The sequence below is a fragment of the Asticcacaulis biprosthecium C19 genome (assembly GCF_000204015.1).
Lineage (GTDB): Bacteria > Pseudomonadota > Alphaproteobacteria > Caulobacterales > Caulobacteraceae > Asticcacaulis > Asticcacaulis biprosthecius.
The window spans coordinates 764,397-781,101 of record NZ_GL883080.1; the positions used below are offsets into that span (position 1 = coordinate 764,397).

The 16,705-nt window shown below is 61.9% G+C and carries 14 protein-coding genes; 13 read left to right on the forward strand and 1 reads right to left on the reverse strand.

Going from position 1 to position 16,705, the window contains the following annotated elements; all coding sequences use genetic code 11:
• From ABI_RS21865 to ABI_RS25460, 10 genes are all read left to right on the forward strand, one after another.
• A complete protein-coding gene (locus ABI_RS21865) occupies nt 1-1,101 on the forward strand; it encodes a CapA family protein (protein WP_006275258.1) in 1,101 nt (366 codons plus the stop codon).
• Nucleotides 1,098-1,568: a TRAP transporter small permease gene (locus ABI_RS21870; protein ID WP_006275259.1), complete on the forward strand. Its 471-nt coding sequence runs from the start codon at nt 1,098-1,100 to the stop codon at nt 1,566-1,568. Before ABI_RS21865 ends, ABI_RS21870 begins: the two co-directional genes overlap by 4 nt.
• On the forward strand, nt 1,565-2,872 hold the full coding sequence (locus ABI_RS21875; RefSeq protein WP_211211205.1) for a TRAP transporter large permease: 1,308 nt from the start codon (nt 1,565-1,567) through the stop codon (nt 2,870-2,872). Before ABI_RS21870 ends, ABI_RS21875 begins: the two co-directional genes overlap by 4 nt.
• Nucleotides 2,869-3,855 carry a 2-hydroxyacyl-CoA dehydratase gene (locus ABI_RS21880; protein WP_006275260.1) on the forward strand — a complete coding sequence of 329 codons (987 nt, stop codon included), beginning with the start codon at nt 2,869-2,871 and terminating at the stop codon, nt 3,853-3,855. Before ABI_RS21875 ends, ABI_RS21880 begins: the two co-directional genes overlap by 4 nt.
• Nucleotides 3,852-5,951, forward strand: a complete 2,100-nt coding sequence (locus ABI_RS24005) for a CaiB/BaiF CoA-transferase family protein (RefSeq protein WP_006275261.1) — start codon at nt 3,852-3,854, stop codon at nt 5,949-5,951. The genes ABI_RS21880 and ABI_RS24005 overlap by 4 nt, the downstream gene beginning before the upstream one ends.
• The gene (locus tag ABI_RS21890; RefSeq protein ID WP_006275262.1) at nt 5,948-7,264 is read left to right on the forward strand and encodes a 2-hydroxyacyl-CoA dehydratase subunit D; all 1,317 of its coding nucleotides are present in this window, start codon (nt 5,948-5,950) and stop codon (nt 7,262-7,264) included. The genes ABI_RS24005 and ABI_RS21890 overlap by 4 nt, the downstream gene beginning before the upstream one ends.
• Entirely contained in the window at nt 7,261-8,295 is a 1,035-nt protein-coding gene (gene dctP, locus ABI_RS21895) for a TRAP transporter substrate-binding protein DctP (protein WP_050808390.1), read from the forward strand. Before ABI_RS21890 ends, dctP begins: the two co-directional genes overlap by 4 nt.
• Nucleotides 8,296-8,299: 4 nt before the next feature.
• Nucleotides 8,300-9,508: a CaiB/BaiF CoA transferase family protein gene (locus tag ABI_RS21900; protein WP_006275264.1), complete on the forward strand. Its 1,209-nt coding sequence runs from the start codon at nt 8,300-8,302 to the stop codon at nt 9,506-9,508.
• An 812-nt stretch (nt 9,509-10,320) separates the two neighbouring features.
• A complete protein-coding gene (locus tag ABI_RS24655; protein ID WP_211211206.1) occupies nt 10,321-10,899 on the forward strand; it encodes an ImmA/IrrE family metallo-endopeptidase in 579 nt (192 codons plus the stop codon).
• 139 nt (nt 10,900-11,038) lie between these two features.
• On the forward strand, nt 11,039-12,112 hold the full coding sequence (locus tag ABI_RS25460; RefSeq protein WP_157139050.1) for a hypothetical protein: 1,074 nt from the start codon (nt 11,039-11,041) through the stop codon (nt 12,110-12,112).
• Between the two features lie 4 nt (nt 12,113-12,116).
• On the opposite strand, the gene ABI_RS25465 is transcribed toward ABI_RS25460, so the two are convergent.
• On the reverse strand, nt 12,117-12,686 hold the full coding sequence (locus ABI_RS25465) for a Pycsar system effector family protein (RefSeq protein ID WP_157139051.1): 570 nt from the start codon (nt 12,684-12,686) through the stop codon (nt 12,117-12,119).
• Nucleotides 12,687-13,180: 494 nt separating this feature from the next.
• On the opposite strand from ABI_RS25465, the gene ABI_RS21915 reads away from it, so the two are divergent.
• The 3 genes from ABI_RS21915 to ABI_RS21925 are packed head-to-tail and all read left to right on the forward strand — an operon-like array spanning nt 13,181 to nt 16,661.
• A complete protein-coding gene (locus ABI_RS21915) occupies nt 13,181-14,458 on the forward strand; it encodes an MFS transporter (protein ID WP_040309842.1) in 1,278 nt (425 codons plus the stop codon).
• Entirely contained in the window at nt 14,455-15,921 is a 1,467-nt protein-coding gene (locus tag ABI_RS21920) for a hypothetical protein (protein ID WP_040309843.1), read from the forward strand. The genes ABI_RS21915 and ABI_RS21920 overlap by 4 nt, the downstream gene beginning before the upstream one ends.
• 17 nt (nt 15,922-15,938) lie before the next feature.
• Entirely contained in the window at nt 15,939-16,661 is a 723-nt protein-coding gene (locus ABI_RS21925; protein ID WP_006275266.1) for an OmpA family protein, read from the forward strand.
• Nucleotides 16,662-16,705 lie beyond the last annotated feature (44 nt).

The following is a 16,705-nucleotide window of genomic DNA, read 5'->3' on the forward strand; positions in this document are numbered from 1 at the left end:
ATGACCGTGCCTGATATTACCCTGATGTTCACCGGCGATCTGGTTCTGGACGTGCCCGACGCCGATTACTGGCTGTCGGGGATTGCCTCAGCTTTGCGAACGGCCGACGTGGCGATCGGGCACCTGGAGGTGCCGCATACCCTGAGTGTCCACGCCATGGCCGGCGATGTACCGGCGCCGGGTGCGCCGCCGGAAAATCTGGCCTCCTTGAAGCGAGCGGGGTTTACGGCCGTGACCCTGGCCGGCAATCATATCGCCGACTGTGGGCCGGAAGGCATCGCCGATACGCGCGCCGGGCTGGAACGGGTGGGCGTGTTGCATACCGGTGCGGGCAAGGACCTGAATGAGGCCGCGCGACCTGTGATCATCGAACGCAGCGGGCGGCGGATCGCGCTTTTGAGCTACAACCTGGTCGGGCCGGAGATCGCCTGGGCCGGCGAGGGCAGGGCTGGGTGCAACTATCTGCGCGTCGAGACGGCGGACGGATCGGCTATCGCCCCGGCTGCGGCGCTGGAACGGTTTAACGATCATCAGCGGCTGGCCGAGGATATCGCGGCGGTCGAGGCCGACCTGGTCGTGGTGGCGCTGCACAAGGGGATCGTGCACACCCCGGCGCGATTGGCGCCCTATGAACGGCCGGCGGCCCAGGCGGCGATCGACGCCGGCGCCGATATCGTCATCGGCCATCATCCGCACATCGCGCGCGGGATCGAAATCTACAAGGGCAAGCCGATTTTTCATGGCCTCGGCAATGGTTGTGTGGTGACCCATGCCTTAAGCCCCGGCCAGGACAATCCGGCGCGCGCCGCCTGGGTTGAACGGCGCAAGGCGCTGTTCGGCTTCGAGCCCGACCCGGAATACACCTTGGCGCCGTTTCACCCGGAGGCGGTCAATGCCCTGATCGGCAAGGTGGTGTGGCGCGCCGACGGGCAGCTCGAGACCGGATTTCTGCCCGTCTTCATCGAGCCGCCGGGCCGTCCGGTCCTGGCCACGGGCGAGCGGGCGCAAGCCGTGACCCGCTACATCGCCGATATTACCGTTCGCGCCGGCTTGCCGGTGCTCGATTTCACCGCAGGCGCCCGGGAGGTCGCCGTCGCATGATTGAACCGCAACACCACGCCTGGCCCCTGCGCTGGCTTACGATTGCCGGAGGCTGTGCCTTGCTGGCCGCCATGGCCGGGGACGCCCTGGGCGTGATCGGCCGCCAGACCGGTTTTCCGTTGATTGGCGCGATCGAAATCGTCCAGGCGGCCATCCTTGTGTCCGGGTGCGCCGGACTGCTGGTGGCGAGCCTGACCCGCATCCATGCCACGGTCCACCTGCTGGTCGAGCGCTTGCCCGAGGGTGTGCGTGACGGGGCTGAACGGATCACCCGGGCGATTTCGGCCCTGTTCTTTGTTGCCTTGCTGGCCGGCAGTGTCTGGCTGGCCATCGAGGCCTGGCCGGGCCATGAGGCCAGCGAGGTCCTGGGCATTCCCTATGCGCCGCTGCGGATTATCGCCTGCGCCACGGTCGCCGCGGTCGCAGTGGTGTTCGTTTGGCAGGCTCTTTGGAGGAAGCCGTCATGATGGCGACTCCTGAAACGGGTCTGATCGGCGTAGTGATCCTGCTGGTGCTGTTGATGACCGGCATGCCGATCGGCGCGGCCTTAGGGTTGGTCGGCATCGGTGGCCTGGTCCTGTGCCTGGGCCTCGAGCCCGCCGTGATCAAGTCCGGCGTGGTCCTGCTGGAGACCCTCATCCGCTATGAGCTGGGCACGATTCCGATGTTCCTGCTGGTGGCGCACCTGTGTTTCTCGGCCAATGCCAGCCGCGACATGTTCGACGCCGCGGCCAAGTTTCTGGGCCATAAGCGCGGCGGCCTGGCCTTCGCCTCGATCGCCGGCTGTGCAGGATTTGGCTCGATCAACGGCTCATCCCTGGCCACCGCGGCGACCATCGGGCTGGTGGCGCTGCCCGAAATGCGCAAGCGCGGCTATGACGATGGTCTGGCGACGGGCGCGGTGGCGGCCGGCGGTACCCTGGGCCAGATGATCCCGCCGTCGGGCGCGCTGATCGTCTTCGGCATCATCGCCGAACAGTCGATCGGAAAGATGTTTACGGCCGCCCTGGTGCCGGGGATCACCCAGGCGTTGTTCTACCTGTTGGTGGTATGGCTGGTGGTCCGGTGGAAGCCGGAACTGGCGCCGGCGAGCGAACGCGCGCCGTGGTCGGAACGCTGGAAGGCGCTGCTGAGGATTGCCGACATCGCTTTGCTGGTGATCGTCATGATCGGTGGTATCGCGCTGGGGGTATTTACGCCCACCGAAGCTGCTTCGATCGGCGGGATCGGCGCTCTGATCATTGCTGCCGTGCGCAAACGCCTGACCTTCGGCACCCTGTACAACGCCCTGTTCGAGACCCTGAAGACCTCGGGCATGATCGTCACCATCGTCATCGGCGCGCTGCTGTTTTCGGTCTTCGTGTCGGTGACCGGACTGACCGACGCCATCGGTGGCTTTATCACCGGCCTGGGCGCCGGGCCTTTGGTGACGGTCCTGGTCATGGCAGTGCTGCTGCTGTTGCTGGGGTCGGTGCTGGACGGTCTGGCCCTGATGCTGCTGACGACGCCGATCCTGCTGCCGATTATCGACCAGATGGGTCTGTCGCCGATCTGGTTCGGTATCTTCCTGGTCCGCGCCATGGAAATCGGCTTCGTCCATCCCCCCATCGGCATGAATCTCTATGTCATCCAGGGCATTGCCAAGGACGTGCCATTGGGTCGGATATTCGTCGGCGTCCTGCCGTTCCTGGCCTCGGACCTGGTCCACCTGCTGCTGCTGATCCTGTTCCCTGTCATCGCCCTTGGCCTGCCGGAGTTGCTGGGACAATGATCAATCTAGACACCCTCCTGGCCGAAGCTGATATCGGGTTTGTCGGCCTAGACATCCCGCTGGAGGTCCTGACGGCTAACGGCCGTAAGGCCTGCCACCTGCCGTGGGACCGTGAGCTGCCGACCCAGCGCGCCGACACCTGGCTGGAAAGCGGATTTGCGCCTTGGACGCGTCGCATGCTGGAAGACTGGGCCGAGCGGCGGTTCGACCGGTTCGAACAGGTCGTCTTCACGCGCGGCGACGACAATGCCCAGCGGCTCTACTACTACATCTGCGAATTGCAGAAGCGCGGCGAGATCAAGGGACCGAAACCGGTCATCTTCGACGTCGCCTATATCCGCCGCGCCACCAGCGCCGGCCGCACGCGTGATGCCCTGACCGGGCTGTGCGCCCAACTGGGTGTCCGGAGCGATGACCTGGCCATCGCCGCCGTCAATGCCCGCCGCGATGTCATGACGGCCTGGCAAGCCGGGCGCCAGGGTGACGGGCCGTTCTGGGAACGCCTGACCCGCGCGTCGCTGTTCGGCGAGGTCGTCGCGACCCCGCCCGCCGGCCAGACTGCGCGCCGTATTCTGTTGGCCGGGACACCGCCGCCGGATGGCCGCCTGCATGACGCGGTGGAACGGGCAGGGGCCTCCATCATCGCCGAAGCCCACGACCGATCGCTGAACTGGCTGGGGCCGCGGGTGGCCGAAGACGGCGATCCCATCACTGCCCTGGCCGAAGCCATTCTGGGCCGGACCACAGGTGCCCGCACCTTTGGTGATCGCGGCGAACGCCTGGTGGCGGCCGCTCGTGCCGCCCATGCCGATGCGGTCTTGCTATGGCTGATCGAAGAGGAAGAATCCGAGGTTTGGCACGTGCCGGCCCAGCGCGCCGCTTTGGCCGCTGCCGGCATTCCCGCCCTGGTTCTGACGCGGCGTGCCTGGCTGGACGATATAACGGGCGAGATTACCAACTTTTTGACGGAGCGTGCCGCGTGAGCCTGCTGAACGGACATCTTGTGCTCACCCTGGGTACCATGGCGGAGCGGCCGCTGGCGCGCTATCTGGCGACTCTGGGGGCGACCGTCGCACCGTTCGATCCTGCGCGTCTCGACGAAGCCTCCTTCCTGATCGACGATCTTGGGCTGGAGGCCACGCGGCCGCAGGGCGATTATCCGCGCCTGATCCATGTCTCGGTGACGCCCTATGGCAGTTTCGGCCCCTATGCCGGCTGGAAGGGCGGAGAGCTTCAGGCCTCGGCCATGGGCGGGACCCTGCGGCTGACTGGCCAGCCCGACCGCGCGCCGGTCAAGGAGGCCGGCAATGCCTGCACCTTCCACGCCGATATGGTGGCGGCCTCGGGCGCGATGGCGGCGCATTTCGCCCGCACCGTCCACGGTCATGGCCAGCATGTCGATGTCTCGGTTGCCGAGGTGGCCTTCAGCCGCAACATCAACGGCGTTCTGGTCTGGCATTTCGACCGCCGCAAGCTGCACAGAGTCGGCGGCGCGCTGAACTACGGCCGCGCCACGGTGCGCTGCATCTGGCCGCTGGCCGACGGCTGGTGCTTCCATTCGCTGATGACCGGCCGCTTCGGCGCCCCGGCCAACCAGGCCCTGTCGGACTGGATCGATGAGGCCGGCCTGGAGAACCCGCTAAAGGGCGTCGACTGGCTGAGCTATAACCGCTCGACCCTGCCGGCGGAGACGCGCGCCGTGTGGGAAACCGCCATCGCCGCCTTCTTCGCCACCCGTACGAAGGCGCAGATGTCGGAAGAGGGGCGCCGCCGGGGCATCAATGCCTGTGTGGTCAACGCGCCGGGCGATGTCCTGGCCGATCCGCACCTTCAGGCGCGCAACTTCTGGACCGGAGCGGCGGTGCGCGAACCGTCGCGGTTCGCCACGGTCACCGACGGACCCGAGACCCCGTCGGCCAGCACCCGCACGTCGCAGCGCCCCGGGCCCTTGGCCGGCGTGCGGGTGCTGGATTTTTCCTGGGCCCTGGTCGGTTCTCTGACCACCAAGACCCTGGGCGATCTGGGGGCTGAGGTCATCAAGGTCGAGTCGCGCACACGGCCGTGCCTGACGCGGCTGGACGTCCAGGTCTCGGCCTCGCAACCCGGCAATTTCGACGACAAGCCATGGTTCGCCCATCTCAATACGTCGAAGCGCTCCCTGGCGCTCGATATGAAAAAGCCGGAGTCGCGCGAGGTCCTCGATCCGCTGATCGAATGGGCCGATGTGGTGGTCGAGAACTTCTCGCCGGGAACCATGGCCAAGCTGGGGCTCGACTACGAAAAACTTGCAAAACGCAATCCAAATCTCATCATGGTGTCGGGCAGCGTCTTTGGCCAGACCGGGCCGTTGGCCGCCGAATGGGGCGTCGACGGCACAGGTGCTGCCTTGTCCGGTAGGACCTTCCTGACCGGCTGGCCCGACCGCGATCCTGTGATTCCGGGCGCCGTGCCCTATGGCGACGTCATCGTGCCCTATGTCATGGCTGCCATGGCGTCGGCGGCGCTGGCGCGCCGGCATGAGACGGGGCAGGGCTGCCATATCGATGCCTCCATGTACGAAATCTGCGTCCAGCAGATGCGCGACGAAATCCTGGCCGCCCAGACCGGCGCGCCGCCGCAACGCCAGGGCAATGACGAGGCAGGCGTTTTCTGGCAGTCCGTACTGCCGGCGCGCGGCGAGGACAGATGGATTGCGATCTCCGCCATGACCCAGGCCGAACGCGACCGGTTGCAGGCCCTGGCCGGCGGACCGCTGGAGGCGTGGACGGCGCAGCATGACGCCCTTGAACTGGCGCAGCGCCTGCAGGCCGAAGGCATAGCCGCAGCCCCCGTGCAGGATATCGAGGACCTGATGGATTACGATCCGCAGGTGGCGGCGCGGCAATCCCTGGTCGATATCGAACACGCCCATCTCGGCGTCTTCGGCCATGTCCGCACGCCGCTGATCCTGTCGCGCGACGCCTTTGCGCCGTTCCGCGCCCCCGACATCGGCGAGCACAATCGCGATGTCGCGCTTGAATTATCGGGCCTGACGCCGGCGCGTTTCGCTGAGCTGGAAGCCCTGGGAGTATTCCGATGAGTATCGAGACTGGCCCCAAAGAAACCGGCCAAAGAAGCCGCAAGGACCTGGCCTGCACGGCCGTCGCCACCGCCTACCAGAAGGCGTTCGGCGCCGAGCTGAAGCGGCGCGTGGTCGATGATGGCGAACCCTTCGTGGTCGCTCAGGCCGACACGCCGCACGAAATCTTTCACGCCATGGATATCGCCCTGGTCACCAATCAGTGGTGGTCGGCCTATATCTCGGCCAAGCAGTTGTCGGCGCGCTATTTCGATGTGATGGCCGAGCGCGGCTATCCCGCCAATAGCTGCAAATACTGCTCGCTGGGCCTGGCCTGCACCCTGGCCAATGACCCCAAGACGGCGCCGTGGGGCGGCCTGCCCAAGCCGGCGCTTCTGGTGGCACGCCTGACCTGCGACTGCATCCAGCATGTCTTTGAGCAATGGGCCCAGGCCCTGGGGACCGAGTTCTTCCCGATCGAGGCCCCCGCCTGGGAGCACAAGGAAGGCGACTGGTTTCGCCATTCCCGGACGCAATGGGAGCGGGTCTATCAGCCCGACCGGGTCCAGCTTCTGGTCGACGAAATGGCCGACCTGATCGCCGTACTGGAACAGCGCACCGGCCGCCGCTTCGATGCGGCCAAGTTCCATCACCTGATGGAGCGCATCAACGAACAGGAAGGCTATATCGCCGAGGCCGCCGAGATGATCGGGTCGGCGCGGCCGTGTCCGGTGTCGATCGCCGACCAGATGCCCAACACCATGATCCCCCAGTGGCACCGCGGCTCGGACTGGGCCGTCGAGCACGCCCGCCGTTTCCGCGATGAGGTGGCGGAACGGGTCAAGGCCGGTATCGGCGCGGCAGCGAACGAACGCATCCGGCTGATGTGGATCGGGGCCGGCGTGTGGCACGATCCCGGGTTTTACCAGGCTTTGGAGGACCGGCTGGGCGCAGTGTTTGTGTGGTCGATGTATATGCCGTTTGCCGGGCCGCAATATATTCGTGAGCTGGACGGCCGCGACATGCATGCCCTGGCGTCGCGCATCTGTTCGATGAACGAAGTTCTGCACCTGCCACCGTGGATGAACGGCTGGATGACGGCGGAAGCCGATCGCTGCGGCATCGATGCCGCCATCGTCCTGGTACCGCCCGACAACCGCCTGTCGCAGTCGGGCACGCGCCTGACCGCCCAGGCCCTGGAACAGGCCGGGGTGCCGGTGCTGGCGCTGGATGGCGACATGGTCGACGCAAAAAGCTGGAACCACGACCGCATGGTGGCCCAGGTGGCCGATTTTCTGGCGCAACGCGGCCTTATCCAGGGGACTGCGGCATGAAGCGGCGGGCTTTTCTGTTGGGCGGTCTGGCCGTGGCGGGCTGCACAAAGCCCGTGATCGACGGCGTGACGCGGCTGACCTATGCCACGCCCTATTCGCCGGGGCATCCGTTCAGCCGCGCCGACCAGACCTGGATGAAGTTCGTCGCGCAACGCTCGGGCGGCAGCCTGGCCCTGCGGCCGCTGTGGTCCGGATCGCTGCTGTCGTCGGACCAGTCGATGGAGGAGCTGCGCCACGGCGTTGCCGATATCGGGCTGATCACGCCCATCTATGTCAAAGGTGGTGCCCACCTGCTGCGCATCCAGGCCGGTTTCTACAGCGGCGTGCGCACGGTCGAGGACCAGGTCTCGCTGTATCGCTGCATGGAGCAGTCCAGCCCGCAGTTCGCCGTCGAGCTGAAAGGCCTGAAGGTGCTGGCGGTCCAGGGCGGCAACATGCCGTCGCTGATTACCCGCAACCATCCGGTCAAGTCGCTGGCCGACCTGAAGGGCCTGCGGCTGCGTATCCCGTCGGAACTGTCGGAAGTGACCAAGGCGCTGGGCGCCGACCCGGTCAACATGCCGATGGGTGAGGTCTATTCCGCCCTGGCCAAGGGGATTATCGACGGTGTGGTGGCGCCGGCCGACACCTTCCGCGCCCTGCATTTTTCGGAAGTGGCAAAATTTTACTGGCCGCTGGAGATCGCCCGCGGCGCCTATCCGGCCCGCGCCATGACCCTGAAACGGTTCGAAAGCCTGGCGCCGGAGCAACGCGCCGTGCTGGACGAAGGCATTGCCGTATGGGAGGCTGCCCTGGCTGACGAGATTCGCAAGGCCCAGGCCGCCGGGTTGAAGGCCGCTGCCGCCGAAGGCGTGCAGACCTTCCCGGTGTCGCCTGAGGACCAGGTCACGTTCAATGCCCTGTATCTGAAAGTGGCCCAGCGCAATGCCGGCCACCTGTCGCGGTACGGCATTGACGGCACCGCTGTATTCAACGCCGGCCGGGCCAGCTTGCACCCCGACGGCAGCATTTCCTGCCCTGTAAGGACATAACCCTATGAGCCAGCCCCTTGCCGGAATTGTCGTCGCCGACTTCAGCCATGTCATGGCCGGGCCCTATGCCTCGTATCTGCTGCGTTTGTTGGGCGCCGAGGTCATCAAGATCGAGACGCCGGGACGCGGCGACGCCATGCGCTATTACGGCGCCGACCGGCGCTATGACGGCATGGCGCCGGCCTTTATCGCGGTCAATGCCGGCAAGAAATCGATCACCCTGGACCTGAAGGACGCGGACCAGCTGGAGGCGGCGCGGCGCCTGATCAAACGCAGCCATGTCGTGCTGGAGAATTTCCGGCCCGGCGTCATGGAGCGGTTGGGCCTGGGCTATGCGGCGGTCAAGGCCTTCAATCCGGACATCGTCTATTGTTCGGTGTCGGGCTATGGCCAGTCGGGGCCTTTGCGCGACTGGCCGGCCATCGACAACATCGTCCAGGCGACCAGCGGCATGATGAGCCTGGGCGGCGATCCCGGCGATCCGCCGATTCGCGTCGGTTTCCCGGCGGTCGATACCCTGACCGGCCAGACGGCGGCCTTTGCCATCATGGCGGCTTTGATGCGCCAGGCGCGCGGGGAGGGCGGCGACTTTATCGATGTCGCCATGTTCGATGCGACCCTGGCCTTTATGACCTCGGCGGTGACGCCCTATCTGGTGACCGGCACGCCCTTGGTGCGCACCGGCAATACCGGCTATTCCGGCCAGCCGACGGCGGCCCTGTTCGAAGCCGGCGACGGGCGGCAGATCTCGCTGGGGGTGGTTCAGGAAAACCAGTTCAAATCTTTGGCGAAACATATCGGCCGCGAAGACTGGCTGAGCGATCCGCGCTATGCGACACCAGACCTGCGCCGCGCCCATGCGCAAGCTTTGCAGGCCGAACTGGCCGAAGCTTTGCGGACCAAGCCGGCGGCGCAATGGGAAGCCGAGATGAGCGCGGCCGGCATTCCGTGCGGCATGGTGCGTGGGGTCGATGAAGCGGCCGCCCTGCCGCATCTGGCGGAACGCGACGCCCTGTTGCCGGTGACGGTGCCGGGCATCCCTGGCGGCGAGCAGGTCCATGTGGTCAATGCCGGTTTCCGCATGGCGGTGGACGGGCCGTTCGTGGCCTCCGCCCCGCCGCGCCTGGGCGAGCATACCGAAGAGATCATGCGCTGGCTGGGCTATGGCGCGGATGAGATCGCGGCGCTGACTGGGGCGGGTAGGGCGGCTTGACTCAGAGACCTGCAGACATCGCTCTGAAGGACTGTAGCTTGGCGAATCGCAAAGTAGACAAGAAAAATAGCAGCACGATAAGATTGATTTGACGAATTCAGGCTCGGGTATGGGCGCCGAGCGAAGCGTTTTTTGCGTCGGTACTTTAAACGGACTGGTATTCTGCTGGTCCGTATCGACAAGTTATGGAGAGGCGGAAGTAGTTGGTGGCTATGCCGTCGAGGGGCACTGAGGAGGAATAGGGGGATGCCAACGTGATTGATGACGTTTTCACGCGTTTTCCCGGACCAAGCGACGATGATTTTGCGTTGAAATTCGCGATCGATGCCCGTCGAGTACTTGTCTGTTGACAAAAGCCGCGATCAAGATAACGCCCCAATTTTAGGGCGCTTTGCCTCTCCAAACTTGATAATGTTCTGTTGAGTGCCTTCATAAAGTGCATTTTCTCAGTTTGTCTGGGACGTTCGCTGTCTCAAAGCACGGTCTATCGTTTCAACTAAAGAAAACATGGCGTTATTTGCGCCAAAATTATAAATGGGCGGCAATTGCAAGGCAGGCAGACTCATGGCCACATACACCATTAAGAGAGTTCCTCGCCCTGATCGCCTATTGGTGATGCGACCTGAGGAAAATTCAAAAAGAGGTGTTCAACTTGCGCCCATGCCCTTTGGCAACTTTTGATTGCGGTCCTCGTGAATCTTAATATCACTTTAACCCGGTTGCGGCTAGGATAATTTTGGTCTATATACGCGCCTCCGTTGTCTTTGCCTGCTGTCTGCCGGAAAGCTAAGTTAAGAAGAATAATGAAGAGCATGTCCAAAGATAAACATCAACTTTCAGGCGTTACCGAGGCGCAACCTTTGCGGTTGCCTCGAAGTGCTGTTGAAGCAATCGCCGAAGTATGGTCCAAGGAGGCAGAATATAGCCCCAACATGTCACTTGTCGAAATGGTCGAGCGTTTCAACGGGACATTAATATTTAGTGATGACCCCCGTGTTTTGGAAACGAATTCAATCCGAGTGAATGGTGAGAGAGACTTCGAAATTCGGATCCCTGCTACTGCAACGGCAGCAGCTAACCGTTTTACTGTTGCACATGAATTAGGCCATTACGTACTTCACTACTTAGCCGCTAATGATCGCAAGCCTATTTTTGCGTCGAGATACGGCACGGGAGAAGCTGAAAATGAGGCTAATTGGTTTGCTTGGGCATTTTTGATGCCTGCCGAAGATTTTCGGCGTACTTGGAAAGATTGCCAAAGTTCAATTTTGTCAGTGGCTGAATACTTTAAGGTTTCAGTTTTTGATTCGATTACCAGAGCACGGCAGCTTGGTTTGGTACCTGCCAAATTAGTTATCGATGAGGACGCGACTGAAGAAGTTGTAGCTTAGTATATGTCAGAGACGGCGGAAGATTCTCAGTGGTATGAGGGGCTTCCGCCTGCTTTGCGTCCCCGTATGCGCATTTTTTTTTAGCGTCGATTTGGTGGGATCAACGGCATTTAAACAGACCGCAGGCGCAGATATTCTCGTGGCTAAAGAAGGGGCGGGAAAGCAGCCTCCTTGGCAGACAGTAATACTTAGTTTTTATAAAGGTTTTTCTACCGCGTTGTCTGCTGCTATCGGTGATTTTGTAAAAACCCATTCAGCGGACGCATCCTTAGTTTCTAATGTGCTATTTTTTTGGAAATCTTTAGGCGACGAATTACTTTACACCGCCGTAATAGAAAATCCCCGCCAAGCTGGGGCGCTAGTGGCCGTCTGGCTTAAAGCTGTGCAAGCTTTTGGCATAACGCTTCGTGAATCTGACAACAAAGGCTTAGATCTGAAATCGACTGCATGGTTGGCTGGATTTCCGCTCAAAAACCGCGAAGTTATATTTCAAAGTTCCAGCGGTCAATCGGCCGATAAAGTAGAACTTGACAACGATGCTGATGCTTCCGTTGAGCAATACGCACTATTAAACGAATGGTATCGTGAGTCAGGGGGCCGAAAATCCGATATGCAATTGGATTTTCTAGGAACGTCTATTGATACTGGCTTTCGACTTACTGGGTTTTCTACTCCCGAGAAAATGTGTATAAGCATTGAGCTTGCGTTAATACTATGTATGAGTTTGGTGACCGGTTGGGGGACTGAGATTAAAGTCCAGTACGATGGGAATGAGGTGCTGAAGGGAGTCTTGGGCGGCCGAGAGTACCCTATCCTATGGATATCTGTGTATACTCACAACGATGTAGCCATGTTGGAAAAGCGATTACTTGGAGCACGGGATCATGATTTAAATCCGCAAGCTATCGTCGCATATTGTCGAGCTTTCATAGCAAGCAAAGATTTGTTCTTGATCTCACCCTTCATCTACAAATGCGGAACGCCTGATTTTGAGGCGATTGAGCCTTGGTATATTGACTGGCTAATTTCTCGAAAAAGCTACCTAGAGAAAGAAACAGAGAAGGCCCGATTGAAGACTGAGCAATCTGCTTCAGATGTCGAGTCGCCGAGCGTTGCAACTGACGCTGTAGCGGAGCAGGGCGCGAAAGAAACTGTAGAACGGTCTACCGGGGAAGCTGCAAGCTATTTCGGAAAGTTGGGCACTCGGGCATAATATCCTACACGTGTGCCGAAGCTTTAATTGCATAGTCAAGTGCAACCGACGCTGTGAGGGTCAGCATGGCGATAAAGGTAATTCGAGCTGCAGAGTTAAATAAGTCAAATTTTCGGCGCGCGATTTGACTTGCTGTGTGCATTTGCGACAATATGTCTTCAATATATTCCTGGGTATATAAGCTCCCGTTGCTTGGCGTGTATCGCTCGTTTATAAGTTGCATAAATTCTTCTTGTGTTTTAGCCGCGATTCGACCGAAGAACAAATTGGCTAGTTCACGTTCAGCACTCGAATTAAATTTTGACTTAAGCAACTGAGGTAATAACGCATTTATGCAGAAGCCGCATGAGAACAAAAGCAAAATAACAGACATTCCTAAGCCTGTAGAGGAATAAATACTGAGAACCTTAGATATCGCAACGAAGCTAAAAGTCCCAAGTATCCATGCTGAGCAAAATGTTAGCAAAGCTGCATTTTTCGCTTCTGCAAACTTCAAAAAGTCGTTAACTCTCGATAAATTTCCGACCAATAGCAGTTCGAACGCTTTTTCTTGGTCGAGTTTCGTAGCTACCACGGGCGTAGTCCTTATTTTCACTTTAGAATCATCAACTCGTATTAGCCAATATGATCCGACTTTTCAACCCTTGGTTAACGCGCGCAGAGCTACGACCTAGCCGCATGCAGCTTAAGACGTCAGTCAACATATCTTGCTTTAGATTCCGGGAGACATGGAGTTTCAGGATGGGGCACGCACGTCTTCTTCGCCTCGTGGAGATCGGGTCCTTCTTCTTCGCCGGTGAGTAGTTTTGGTACACGGCGATCTATGAAGGCCAACTCTAAGGAAATGGAAGCGAATCCGCCTCTTGTGTAGCAACACGGTTGAAACTGCTCTATCCCCTCTCGGTTCCTAACTTCTTAAGGATGAAGGCGCTAGTTTCCTCCTTGCGAGAATTCTGAGACAATCAAGCTCATTATAGTTATACATCATAATCTTTCTTGACGGACGCTTGCATCCTGTTACCCTGACCTCCTGAGCCGCATCAGACGGCCGTGACAGGGAGTACCGCCATGCCCGATGTGGGCGATCGCGTTTATCGCAAGGTATGGCTGCGCCTGGTTCTGCTGCTGACCGTGCTGATCGTCCTGAGCTCGATCGACCGGGTCAATGTCAGCTTTGCCGCCCTGCATATGAACGACGATCTCGGCATCGACAAGGTCGCCTATGGCCAGGGCGTGTCGCTGTTTTTTGCCGGCTACCTGCTGTTCCAGTTCCCCAGCATCTGGCTGTTCCGCAAGTTCGGCATGCGGCTGTGGGCCGGCGTCACCGTCATATCCTGGGGCGTGGTCGCCGCCGCCATGGCCTTCATCCACACCAAGGAACAGTTCTTCGCCCTGCGTTTCCTGCTGGGGGTGGCCGAGTCCGGTTTTGCCCCCGGCGTCGTCGCCTTCCTGTCGCAATGGATGCCCCAGGCCTATCGCGGCCGGGCGCTGGGCTTTACCCTGCTGGCCGTGCCGGCGTCGGTGATCATTGGCGGGCCGGTGTCGGGACTGCTGATGCAACTCGACTGGCTGGATCTGCCCGGATGGCGGTGGATGTATTTCCTGGAAGGCCTGCCGACCATCATGCTGGGGCTGTTTGCCCTGTTCTGGCTGACCGATCGCGCCGACAAGGCGCGCTGGCTCGACGGCGACGAAAAAGCCTGGATCGCCGCCGAGATCGGCCGCGAACGCGCCGAGGCCGGACCCAAGGCCGACCTGCCGGTTGTGAAACTGATCCTGCAGCCGCGGCTGTGGGCGCTGGCCGCCCTGTGGTTTGCCCTGCTGACCGGGTCGAACGCGCTGATCTTCTGGCTGCCCCAGACCCTGAAATCCCTGACCGGGTTCGACGCCGTCACCATCGGCTGGATCAGCGCCCTGCCGTGGCTGGGCCTGGGGCTGGGGATGTTCGTCAATGCCCGCATGTCCGACCGGGCGCAGGAACGCATCTGGCACAGCGCCATACCCGCCGTCGCGGCCGCTGGGTTTCTGGCCATCGCCATTTCCACCGGCGCGGGGCCGTTAGCCCTGACCTGCCTGGTGCTGGGGGCCGTCGGGCTGGGGGCGGCGCAGTCGGTCTTCTGGACCTTGCCGGCGCGGCTGTTTGCCGGATCACCCTTCGCCATCACCACCATCAATCTGTGCGGCAATCTGAGCGGGGTTCTGACGCCGCTGGCCATCGGTGCCATCCTGCAGAAAAGCGGCTCGGTCCACATGGTGGTGTTTGCGGTGGCCGCCATCCTGGTTGCCGGCGCGGGCCTGTTGGTCACCGTGGTGGCCAGCCAGATGCAAAAGCCGGTGAAGGCATGAAGCGCTGGGTTCTCCTGACCCTGGGTCTGGCCGGCATAGCCGTAGCCGCGGCGGGCCAGGAGGGCGGCTATGGCCCAACCTGGTGGGCGCCGGGCGAGGGCAGGGTGTTTCCCGCCACCGCCGACTACGACAACAGCCAAGGCACCTTGCGCGTCTTGCTGAGCGGCGGCGCCATGGCGACGGAAGGTCACGCCTTTTTCACGCCTCAGGGGCCGGACGGCCGGGCCTGCGTCACCTGCCATCAGCCGGCAGACGGCATGGCGCTGTCGGCACAGACGGCGCGGCAACGCTGGGACGAGACCGGCGGCAAGGATTCGTTGTTTGCTGCCTATGACGGCATGAACTGCCCGACCCTGCCGCGCGGCGAGCGGGCGTCGCATTCGCTGTTGCTGGACCACGGCCTGATCCGCATCGAGCGGCCGTGGCCGCCGAAAGACGGGAACGGCCATCCCGTCAAACCGGACTTTACCATCGAGGTGGTGCGCGATCCGTGGGGCTGCGAAAGCGGCAAGGTCTATGGCCTGAAGGCCGGCAATATCTCGGTCTATCGCCGCCCGCGCCCGGTGGCCAATCTGACTTACGCCACCGCGGCGGGCTTTGCCTATGATCCCAAGGAAGGCATGGCGCTGCGCAAGGACGCCCACGGCGGGTGGATGGCCGGCAATCTGATGGCCGATGGCCGCGCCGACACTCTGGACGCTCAGATGAACGAGGCCGGCGCCACCCATCTGCGCCTGACGGCGGTCATGACCGATGCCGAACGCGCCCAGATCGCCGATTTCGAACGCCGGGTGTTTACCGCCCAGCAGACCAGCCGGGTGGGTGGCGCCTTGGATCACGGCGCGACCGGTGGCGCCGAGGCGCTGCGTGACGGTGCACCCGGGCGGTTGGGCAGTATCGGCACGCCGGTATGGAGCGAATTCGCCGGTTGGGAAACCGCGTCGGACGGCACGCCGGAGCAGAACGCCTGGCGCCAGTCGGTGGCGCGCGGGGCGAAGGTGTTTCGCGACCGCACCTTCCTGATCGACAACAGCGCCGGGATCAATTCGCCGATCGGCTTTGGCAATCCGGTGCGCAATTCGTGCGTCTTCTGCCACAATATGAGCCAGACCGGCATGGATGTCGCGCCGGGCCAGGTCGATATCGGCACGACGGTCGAGCCCTATGCCGACGCCGCGCCGCATCTGCCGTTGTTTCGGATTACCTGCAGGGTGCCGCACCGCCATTACGGCCGGGTGATCTATACGACCGATCCGGGCTTTGCCTTGACGACCGGGCGCTGCGCCGATGTCGGCCGGGTGACCATCCAGAATATGCGCGGCCTGAGCGGACGGGCGCCATACTTTGCCAATGGTTCGGCGAAGGACGCGGCCGCGGTGGTTGACTATTACGACCGGCGGTATCGCATCGGCTATACGGCACAGGAGCGGCAGGACCTGATCAACCTGCTGAACGCCCTATGAGGTGGGCGGCTTTGGCAATGGTGTTCGTGGCGACGGGCGCGACGGCGCAGGAGGTGCGCTTCGTCAGTTGTCCGGTGTATCGCGATACCGATCAGGGGCGAAAGTCGGGGTGCTGGCTAGTCCGCGATCCGGCGTCGGGTGTGGTGTACGATGTGTCGGGGGCGACATCGCTGCCGGACTGGGAGCATGGCGTCCTGGTTGAAGGGCGGGTGGCCGGTGGCGCTGAGGCCTGCGGTGGGGTGGTGATGGATTCGGTGCGGGTGTCGGTGCTGGAAGACGTTCGGTGCGTGCGGCGGATCTTGCCGGCGGAGGGCTATAAGGGGCGTCGTTTCGCGTTACCCAAGACGGTGTTGAAGCCGCTGTATTTGCCGGCGGACCCGGTGTTGGGGCCGTTTGAAGCGCGGACGTTTCGTTTGTATTTCGAGCACAGCAGCACGTTTATGACCTATCAGTCGACGGATTTTTATATGGATGAGGCCGCGCGCTGGCTGACTGCGGCCAAGCCCAGGCGGATCGTGGTGACGGGCTATGCGGCGACCAGGGACGCCTTGGTACGCGAGGCGAGGGGCGTTGCGCAGGCGCGGGCCGAACGGACGGTGGAATGGCTGACGCGGATGGGCGTCGATCCGAAGGTGATCGTGGTCAAAACCTCCGGTCGTCCCCAGCCCGTAGCCGATCCGATCGTGGGTGACCTGTCGGCGCCATCGCTAAGGCGGGTGGAGATCGAGGCGGTGTTTTGAGAGCTCGTTGCCGCAAAGAGGACCCCTCCGTCTCGACGCGTTTC

Bases quoted from the DNA above. Each gene is read 5' to 3' on its own strand.
- ABI_RS21865 (WP_006275258.1), top strand. From the start codon at position 1: ATGACCGTGCCTGATATTACCCTGATGTTCACCGGCGATCTGGTTCTG.
- ABI_RS21870 (WP_006275259.1), top strand. From the start codon at position 1,098: ATGATTGAACCGCAACACCACGCCTGGCCCCTGCGCTGGCTTACGATT.
- ABI_RS21875 (WP_211211205.1), top strand. From the start codon at position 1,565: ATGATGGCGACTCCTGAAACGGGTCTGATCGGCGTAGTGATCCTGCTG.
- ABI_RS21880 (WP_006275260.1), top strand. From the start codon at position 2,869: ATGATCAATCTAGACACCCTCCTGGCCGAAGCTGATATCGGGTTTGTC.
- ABI_RS21890 (WP_006275262.1), top strand. From the start codon at position 5,948: ATGAGTATCGAGACTGGCCCCAAAGAAACCGGCCAAAGAAGCCGCAAG.
- dctP (WP_050808390.1), top strand. From the start codon at position 7,261: ATGAAGCGGCGGGCTTTTCTGTTGGGCGGTCTGGCCGTGGCGGGCTGC.
- ABI_RS21900 (WP_006275264.1), top strand. From the start codon at position 8,300: ATGAGCCAGCCCCTTGCCGGAATTGTCGTCGCCGACTTCAGCCATGTC.
- ABI_RS24655 (WP_211211206.1), top strand. From the start codon at position 10,321: ATGTCCAAAGATAAACATCAACTTTCAGGCGTTACCGAGGCGCAACCT.
- ABI_RS21915 (WP_040309842.1), top strand. From the start codon at position 13,181: ATGCCCGATGTGGGCGATCGCGTTTATCGCAAGGTATGGCTGCGCCTG.
- ABI_RS21920 (WP_040309843.1), top strand. From the start codon at position 14,455: ATGAAGCGCTGGGTTCTCCTGACCCTGGGTCTGGCCGGCATAGCCGTA.
- ABI_RS21925 (WP_006275266.1), top strand. From the start codon at position 15,939: ATGGTGTTCGTGGCGACGGGCGCGACGGCGCAGGAGGTGCGCTTCGTC.